A 7150-nucleotide genomic window follows, 5' to 3' on the forward strand; every position below is an offset into this window, starting at 1 on the left:
AACCCCCCGCCCTCCCCCGCCGTTTCCTCGTCGGGTAATCAATCGCCGCCAGGTCCCTCGCCTGGGGTTTCCGTCGCCCTATCCCCCCCCCCGGCGGCGCGTCCGGAGCGCTCCGGCTGCACGGCCGGACCGGTCACGCCGCAGTGCGGCAGGCAATCGACCGTGGGCGCCGCCTCCGGCCGCGCGCGCCGCGGCGTCCCGAGCAGCACCCCCGCCAGCACGGCGCCCGCGACCAGCAGTCCGGCGCAGATCCGCATCGCCACCGTGAAGCCGTGGTCGATCGCCGACACGTCCCCGATCGATCCGGAGATCCCCGCCAGGCCCGGCAGGGCCGCCACGGCGAGCAACTGCGCGGTGCGGGCCACGGCATTGTTGACACCCGAGGCGATCCCCGCCTCGCCCGCCGGCACCGCACCCAGCACGGCGCCCGTCAGCGGCGCGACCAGCGCCGAGAGCCCGAGGCCGAAGACCACGACGCCGGGCAGCACATCGCGCACATACCCGGCGGCGGTCGCCGAATCCGGGCCGATGCGCAAGAGCAGCAGGACACCGACCGCGGCCAGCAGCGGCCCGGCGGTCATCGGCAACCGCGGCCCGTGCTGCTGCGCCCACCGCCCGGCCCGCGCCGAGAGCGCCAGCATCAGCACCGTGATCGGCAGGGTGGCCACGCCGGAGAACAAGGGGGAGTACCCGGCGACCTGCTGCAGTTGCAGCACCAGCAGGAAGAAGACGCCACCGAGAGCGGCGTAGACGGCCAGCGTCACCAGGTTGGCCGCGGTGAAGACACGGCCGGACCGCGGATCACGGGCTCGCGCCGGATCCGACACCCCGGCCGCACCCGTGAACAGCGCCGGCGGCACCAGCGGGTGATCACTACGCAGTTCGATCAGCACGAAGACGCCCAGCAGCGCCAGCCCCGCCACGCTCAGCCAGGGCATGGCCTGGATCAGCCCGAAGGTCAGCGCCCCCAGCCCGGCCGCCACCACCAGAGCGCCAGGCACGTCCAGCCGATCCGGGGCGTCCGGGTCGCGGCTCTCCGGGACGTGCCGCATCGACACGGCCACCACGATCGCGGCCAGCGGCAGATTGATAAGGAATATGGACCGCCAGCCCGCGACCTCGATCAGCCACCCGCCGAGGAACGGTCCGAGCGCGCCCGCGATGCCACCGAACCCCGACCACAGTCCGATCGCCGCGCCCTGATCCCGCTCATCGATGGAGGAGGAGATCAACGCCAGGCTGCCCGGCGTCAACAGCGCTCCGGCCACGCCCTGCACGATCCGCGCGAGCACCAGCATCTGGATGTTCACGGCCGCACCGCACAGCACCGAGGCGGCCGCGAAAGCGACTGTGCCCCAGACGAACATGCGCCGCCGCCCGAGCCGGTCGCCCAGTGCGCCGCCGAGCAGGATGAACGAGGCCAGCGTCAGCGTGTAACCGCTCAGTGTCCACTGCAATCCGGAGACGCCGGTGTGCAGCGACGCGCCGATCCGGGGCAGGGCGATGTTCACGACCGTCGCGTCCAGCGCCGCCACCGACGACCCGAGCACGGTGGCCAGCACGATCCAGCGGCCCGTCGTCGAGCTCAGCCGCGGCAACTCCGTCGTACTCACCGGCCCAGGCTACGGCTCCCGGGCCCGGCCGGCTCAGAGATCCTGCACGCAGACCACGAATCGGCGCTGGTCGTAGACGAATCCGCCGTCGTCGTGCGGGCAGGCGTCGACGCTGTCGGTGTTCCGCAGGATGCTCAGCACGCGCACGCCCTCGACGGCCGGGGCGCCGCAGTCGATGCGCTTGGTGACGCCGCCGCCGATGTCCATGCAGCCGCCGACCACCCAGTCCCGGTCCAGGCACAGCGCGCCGGTCTCGCGGCCGCGCAGCTCCTCGTAGTAGGCGTTGTCGGTGTCGGACGCGCATTGCTCGGAGGTCGGCGCCTTGCCGACCACCTTGTAATTGGACTCGCGGCTGCCGCACGCCGCCTTGGCGATGGTCGCCTCCTCGTTGGTGCCGCCCAGATTCACGCAGTCCCCGATCTCGGCGTGGAAATCGACGTGGCCGCCGGTGGTCGGGACGGTGGTGGGAACGGCCCGGCCGGAGGTGGGCGCGGGCCGTGACGTGGCCGTCGCGGTCCGGGAGCCGGGGCCCGACGCCGTCGGGTGACCGCTGATGTCCGCGCCGCACGCGGTGAGACCGGCGGCGGCGACAACGACCGACGCGGCGAGCAGTATTCGCCTCGGAGACCACGAATGTGCCATCGAAACCTTCCCCGAGTCGTCCTGCTTCGAACTCGCACCCGGGATTCGAAGTCGCCGTTTCTGGCGTCATGCTAACCGGCCGAGGAGCACGGCCTGGCGCGCGAGTCGGATTCGGCGTTCCAGCAAACGATCTGGGTATGGTGGGGGTGGTCGGCCCGAAGGGAGTTCACCGTGAAGCTGATCAGCGCAATCGCTTGCTCGGCGGCCGCGGTCGGGGCCTGCGTCGGAGGTGCCGGAGCGGCCTCGGCAACCGACGTGCATTGCGACTCCGCCGCAGGTGGTGACATCACGGTCGTCGACGGGCGCACGGCCTGCCGGGCGGCGGCCGACGATTCCGCGCACGCCCGCGCCGCCGGGTTCGACGGAGTCGGCTACGCGAAGGCGGCCGCGGGCGCGACCGCGCTGGGGGTGGGCGCGTCCGGCGGCATCGGGGCCAGCGAGGGCGTCAGCGGCATGCCCGTGGCGATCGGCCTGGGCCCGGACGCCTACGCCTACACCTCGATCGGCGCCGTACCGGACAACGGCCGGCTCGCGGTCACCCTGGCGATGAACGGTTCTCGCGCACAGCTGGATTCGCAGCAGCACGCGATCGCCTGCCTGGGATCGGCGGCGCTGGTGTGGGATTCGCGGAGCGGCGCCGCATGCCTGGCGACACCCGTGGGCCTCTGGCACACCGCCGCCGCCGCGCTACCCTGACCTTTCCGGGCCCGCCGTAGCGCGCAGCGGGCCGTGCACGACAACGGCCGCGCGGCGGCGGTGACAGGAGGGCGGTCATGGTCGCGGGAACGCCCGAGGCGCCGGACGACGAACTGCCGCCCACCGAGTCGGCCGGGCAGATGGTGATCGATCCGCGCTTCGTCTCCGTGGTGCACCGGTTCTTCCGGATGTTCGGCCGTCCTGCCCGCGGCGGCGGCGCGTTCGCCGTGTACCTGCACGGACGTCCCGTGGTGGACGTGTGGGCCGGGTACTCCGCACCGAATCTGCGCTGGCAGCGGGACACCGTGGCGCTGAGCTTCTCCACCGGCAAGGGTGTCGCGTCGACCGTGCTGCACCGCCTGGCCGAGCGCGGGCTGATCGATTATGAGGCGGCGGTGGCCGACTACTGGCCGGAGTTCGCCGCCCACGGCAAGGACACCATCACGGTCCGGGATGTGCTGTCGCACCGGGCCGGACTGCATCGGGTGCGCGGTCTCGCCACCGACCCCGACGGCATTCTCGACTACGACGCCATGGTGGCCGCCCTGGCCGACGGCGTCCCCGATCCGCGGCGGCTGCAGACCTCCGGATATCACGCGGTCACCTTCGGCTGGCTGGTCGCCGAACTCGTACAGCGGGTGACCGGCGACGATTTCACCGAGGTGCTGCGCCGGGAGATCGCCGAACCGCTGCGCACCCCGGAATTCTGGTATCGGGTGCCGCCCGCCGAGCGGCATCGCATCGCCCGCACATTCCCGCGGCTGAACGTGCCGGGGATGCGATGGGACACCGCCTCCTCGTGGATCGCCCGCGCCCGCGTGCTGGCCGCCGTCGCCGAGGCCGGTATGCCCGCCGGACTGGACCTGCTGGTGGTGGACCCGCGCGTGCACGATGCGGTGATTCCCGGGTTCAACGGCGTGTTCACGGCGCGGGCCCTGGCCCGCATGTACGGCGCGCTGGCCTACGACGGCCGCCTCGCACCGGACGCCCCGGCGCACGATCTCGCCGAGACGCCGCTGCTGCGGCCGGAAACGATCGAGACGATCAACCGGGTGCAGCGCACCGGCCACCGCGACTACGTGCTCGGCGTGCAGGTGCCCTTCACCCTGGGCTACCACCGGCCGCTCGTGCTCTCCCGGCATCCACCGCGGAAGGCCTTCGGCCACTACGGCGTCGGTGGCTCCGGCGCGTTCGCCGACCCCGAGCTGGGCATGTCGGTCGCCTTCGTCACCAACCGCCTCGGCAGCTCGGTGACCACGATCGGCGACGGCCGGATGGCCCGGCTGGCCGGACTGGCGCGTGCCGCCGTACTGCGCGACCGCGGCTGACGGCGTCGTGCCGCCGGTGCGGACATTCGAACCGGCCGGCGTCGTCGGTCGTGTCGACACACATGAACGCACGATCGATGGACACGCCGCCACGGGTACCGCGGCTGACGTTGTTCCACGCGGTGTGGGCCGGAATTGATTTCGAACGGTATTTCCGGTGGCGGCGAAATCGCGAGGGCGATCCGTTCTTCGTCCGATTTCCCGGATTCGGCGCGGTGCTGTTCACCGGAACGAGTGCGGGCGCCACGGAATTGTTCCGCGCGCCGCGCGAGATATTGACGCCGCCGCAACCGAATCCCATTGAACCGCTGGTCGGTTCGGCCTCATTGATTCTGGCCCGCGCGCAGCGGCACCGGCGGGAAAGGACGCTGCTCGCTCCCGCGTTTCATCGAGACCGAATTCGCCGGTACGGCAACACCGTTCGCGACGCGGTGCTGGACGAGATGGACGGGGCGGGGAGCACGCCGCCGTGGCGGCCGGGCACGCGGATCGACGGCCGTGCGGCGGCGCGGGCGATCACCCTGCGGGTGATCCTGGCGGCGGTGTTCGGCGTGGACGACCCGGCCCGCCGCGCGGAGTACGTCGCCGCGATCGCCGCGTTCCTGACGGCGTTCACCGGACCGCTGATGCTCGTCCCGGCCCTGCGCCGCGGGGCATTCGGCCACGCGCCGTGGGACCGGTTCCGCGCCGCGCAGGACCGGCTCGACGGCCTGATCGACGCCGATATCGCACAGCGGCGGGCCGCCGGCGCGACCGGGACCGACATCCTGAGCACGCTGCTGACGGCCACCTACGCCGACGGCGCCGCCCTCTCCGACGACGACCTGCGTGATCACCTGCGCACCATGCTCGTCGCCGGTCACGAGACCACCGCCACCAGCCTGGTCTGGGCGCTGTTCCGGCTACATCGGCAGCCGGAGACGCTGCGGCGGCTGCGGGGCGAGCTGGCCGCGGCCGGCGATCTCGGCCCCGACGAGCTGGCGCGGCTGCCATACCTGGACGCGGTCTGCCAGGAGACGCTCCGCTTGCATCCGCCGGTTCCGATCGTGCTGCGCCGGTTGACCGAGCCGTTCACGCTGCGCGGGGTGACGCTGGCCGCCGGGGACACGATGGGCCTGGCCCTGCCGCTGCTGCACTCCGACCCGGCGGTCTGGTCGGAGCCGGAGCGGTTCCGGCCGGAGCGTTTTCTCGCGCGCCACTACGGTCCGTTCGAGTTCGCGCCCTACGGCGGCGGGCACCGCCGCTGCCTCGGCGCCCCGCTCGCCGACTACGAACTCCGCATCGTGCTCGCGACGCTGCTGAGCCAGGTGGTTCCGGCGCTGTCGCCGAGGTATGCGCGCGGCCGAATTCCGCTGGCCGTGCCGCACAACATCGCCACCGGTCCACATGCGGGCATCACCTTCGACATCGTGTCGGCATGTCCGCGATCCGCCAGTCGAAAGTGATTTGCATCACAATGATGTTTGCTGGAGTATCGGTCCGGTTCGCACCCGCGGACCCCCACCGCGGTCCGACTCGCCGACCCGAACGGCGCATACACCCCGGCCGGGGAACCGGTCGGCGTCGGAGTGACGCAGCGCACAAAGTTTGATCGTTCTTCATAACCGCCAGAAGGCAATTGGCGTGTGACGGCGTGGGATGTAGTAATGGATGCCGGGTTGGGGTCCCGCTTCACGGTCGACCGTGGAGCCCACGCACCACAGATCTTCCTGCTCGCGTATCCGCGTGCGAAATGAGGATGGAGAGGACGAACGGCTGTGCGCACCACTTCCAGTCGGAGACCCGGACGGGGCACGGCGACCCGAGCGACCCGGATCGGCGTGCTATCGCTGGCCGCGGCCGCCGCCGGAGCGATCGCCTTCGCGCCCGCGTCCGCCGCGCCGCTGTGGCCGGGCGGCCCCGAGGTACCCGGCGCGCCCGCCGCGGTGCCGCAGCCGCAGCCCGAGCCGGGCGCCGCGCCGCTGAAGAACCCGCCGGCGCTGCCGCCGGCCAACTTCGCCGCACCCAACATCGGTCCCGGTGACGGCGACGTCGTCGGCGTGGCCCAGCCGGTCGTCATCAACTTCAAGGAGCCGGTCGGCGACCACGCCGCCGCCGAGAAGGCCATCCGCATCACCTCGTCCAATCCGACCCAGGGCCACTTCTACTGGTACGGCGACAAGCAGGTGCGGTGGCGGCCGGAGAACTTCTGGCCCGCCAACTCCGATATCACCGTGGAGGCGGGCGGCACCAAGGTGGCGTACAAGGTCGGCGACGAGGTCATCACGACCGCGGACGACGCCACCCACACCATCACCGTCACCCGCAACGGCGAGGTGATCCGGGAGATGCCGACCTCGATGGGCAAGCCCAAGCACGAGACGCCCAACGGCACCTACTACGTGGGCGAGAAGAACCGGAAGATGATCATGGACTCCTCCACCTACGGGGTCGCGACCACCGATCCGGAGGGTTACAAGCTCGAGGTCGAGTACGCCACCCGCCTGTCCAACAGCGGCATCTTCGTGCACTCGGCCCCGTGGTCGGTGCCGCAGCAGGGTGTTTCGGACACCAGCCACGGCTGCCTCAACGTCAGCCCGGCCGACGCCCAGTGGTTCTTCGAGAACGCGCAGAAGGGCGACCCGGTGATCGTGCAGAACTCCACCGGCACCCTCAGTGCCAGCGACGGCATGGGCGACTGGAACTGACGCCCGACGTGAAGTGGGCGGGGCCCCCGGGGGGGGGGGTGGCCCGCCCATAGCGCCAACGCAGTGCCCCGCAACCCCGCCAGCTTCCCCGCCACCCCCGAATGTTTTGGCCGGGTATCCACCCCCCTTCGGCGGGCCCCCCGCCCAAAAGCAGGCGGGCATGACTGATGGTTCGCGCACCGAC

6 protein-coding genes are annotated in these 7150 nt (G+C 71.7%); 4 read left to right on the forward strand and 2 right to left on the reverse strand.

The annotated features are described in order from the left end of the window. Positions 1–38: 38 nt before the first annotated feature. Both QH470_RS22155 and lppU read right to left on the reverse strand, forming a co-directional pair. On the reverse strand, positions 39–1613 hold the full coding sequence (locus tag QH470_RS22155; RefSeq protein ID WP_280274272.1) for an MFS transporter: 1575 nt from the start codon (positions 1611–1613) through the stop codon (positions 39–41). A gap of 33 nt (positions 1614–1646) precedes the next feature. Further along, positions 1647–2255, reverse strand: a complete 609-nt coding sequence (gene lppU / locus QH470_RS22160) for an LppU family putative lipoprotein (protein WP_280274273.1) — start codon at positions 2253–2255, stop codon at positions 1647–1649. Positions 2256–2426: 171 nt separating this feature from the next. On the opposite strand from lppU, the gene QH470_RS22165 reads away from it, so the two are divergent. The 4 genes from QH470_RS22165 (at position 2427) to QH470_RS22180 (ending at position 6966) form a co-directional block, all read left to right on the forward strand. After that, a complete protein-coding gene (locus tag QH470_RS22165; protein WP_280274274.1) occupies positions 2427–2951 on the forward strand; it encodes a DUF6764 family protein in 525 nt (174 codons plus the stop codon). A gap of 77 nt (positions 2952–3028) precedes the next feature. Then, complete coding sequence (locus QH470_RS22170; protein ID WP_280274275.1) at positions 3029–4279, forward strand: serine hydrolase domain-containing protein; 1251 nt, start codon at positions 3029–3031, stop codon at positions 4277–4279. 62 nt (positions 4280–4341) lie between these two features. Next, a complete protein-coding gene (locus tag QH470_RS22175; protein WP_280274276.1) occupies positions 4342–5724 on the forward strand; it encodes a cytochrome P450 in 1383 nt (460 codons plus the stop codon). 369 nt (positions 5725–6093) lie between these two features. Beyond that, positions 6094–6966, forward strand: a complete 873-nt coding sequence (locus tag QH470_RS22180; protein ID WP_400182945.1) for a L,D-transpeptidase — start codon at positions 6094–6096, stop codon at positions 6964–6966. The last annotated feature ends 184 nt before the right edge of the window (positions 6967–7150 follow it).

Source organism: Nocardia wallacei (genome assembly GCF_029868745.1).
Classification (GTDB): Bacteria; Actinomycetota; Actinomycetes; order Mycobacteriales; family Mycobacteriaceae; genus Nocardia; species Nocardia wallacei_B.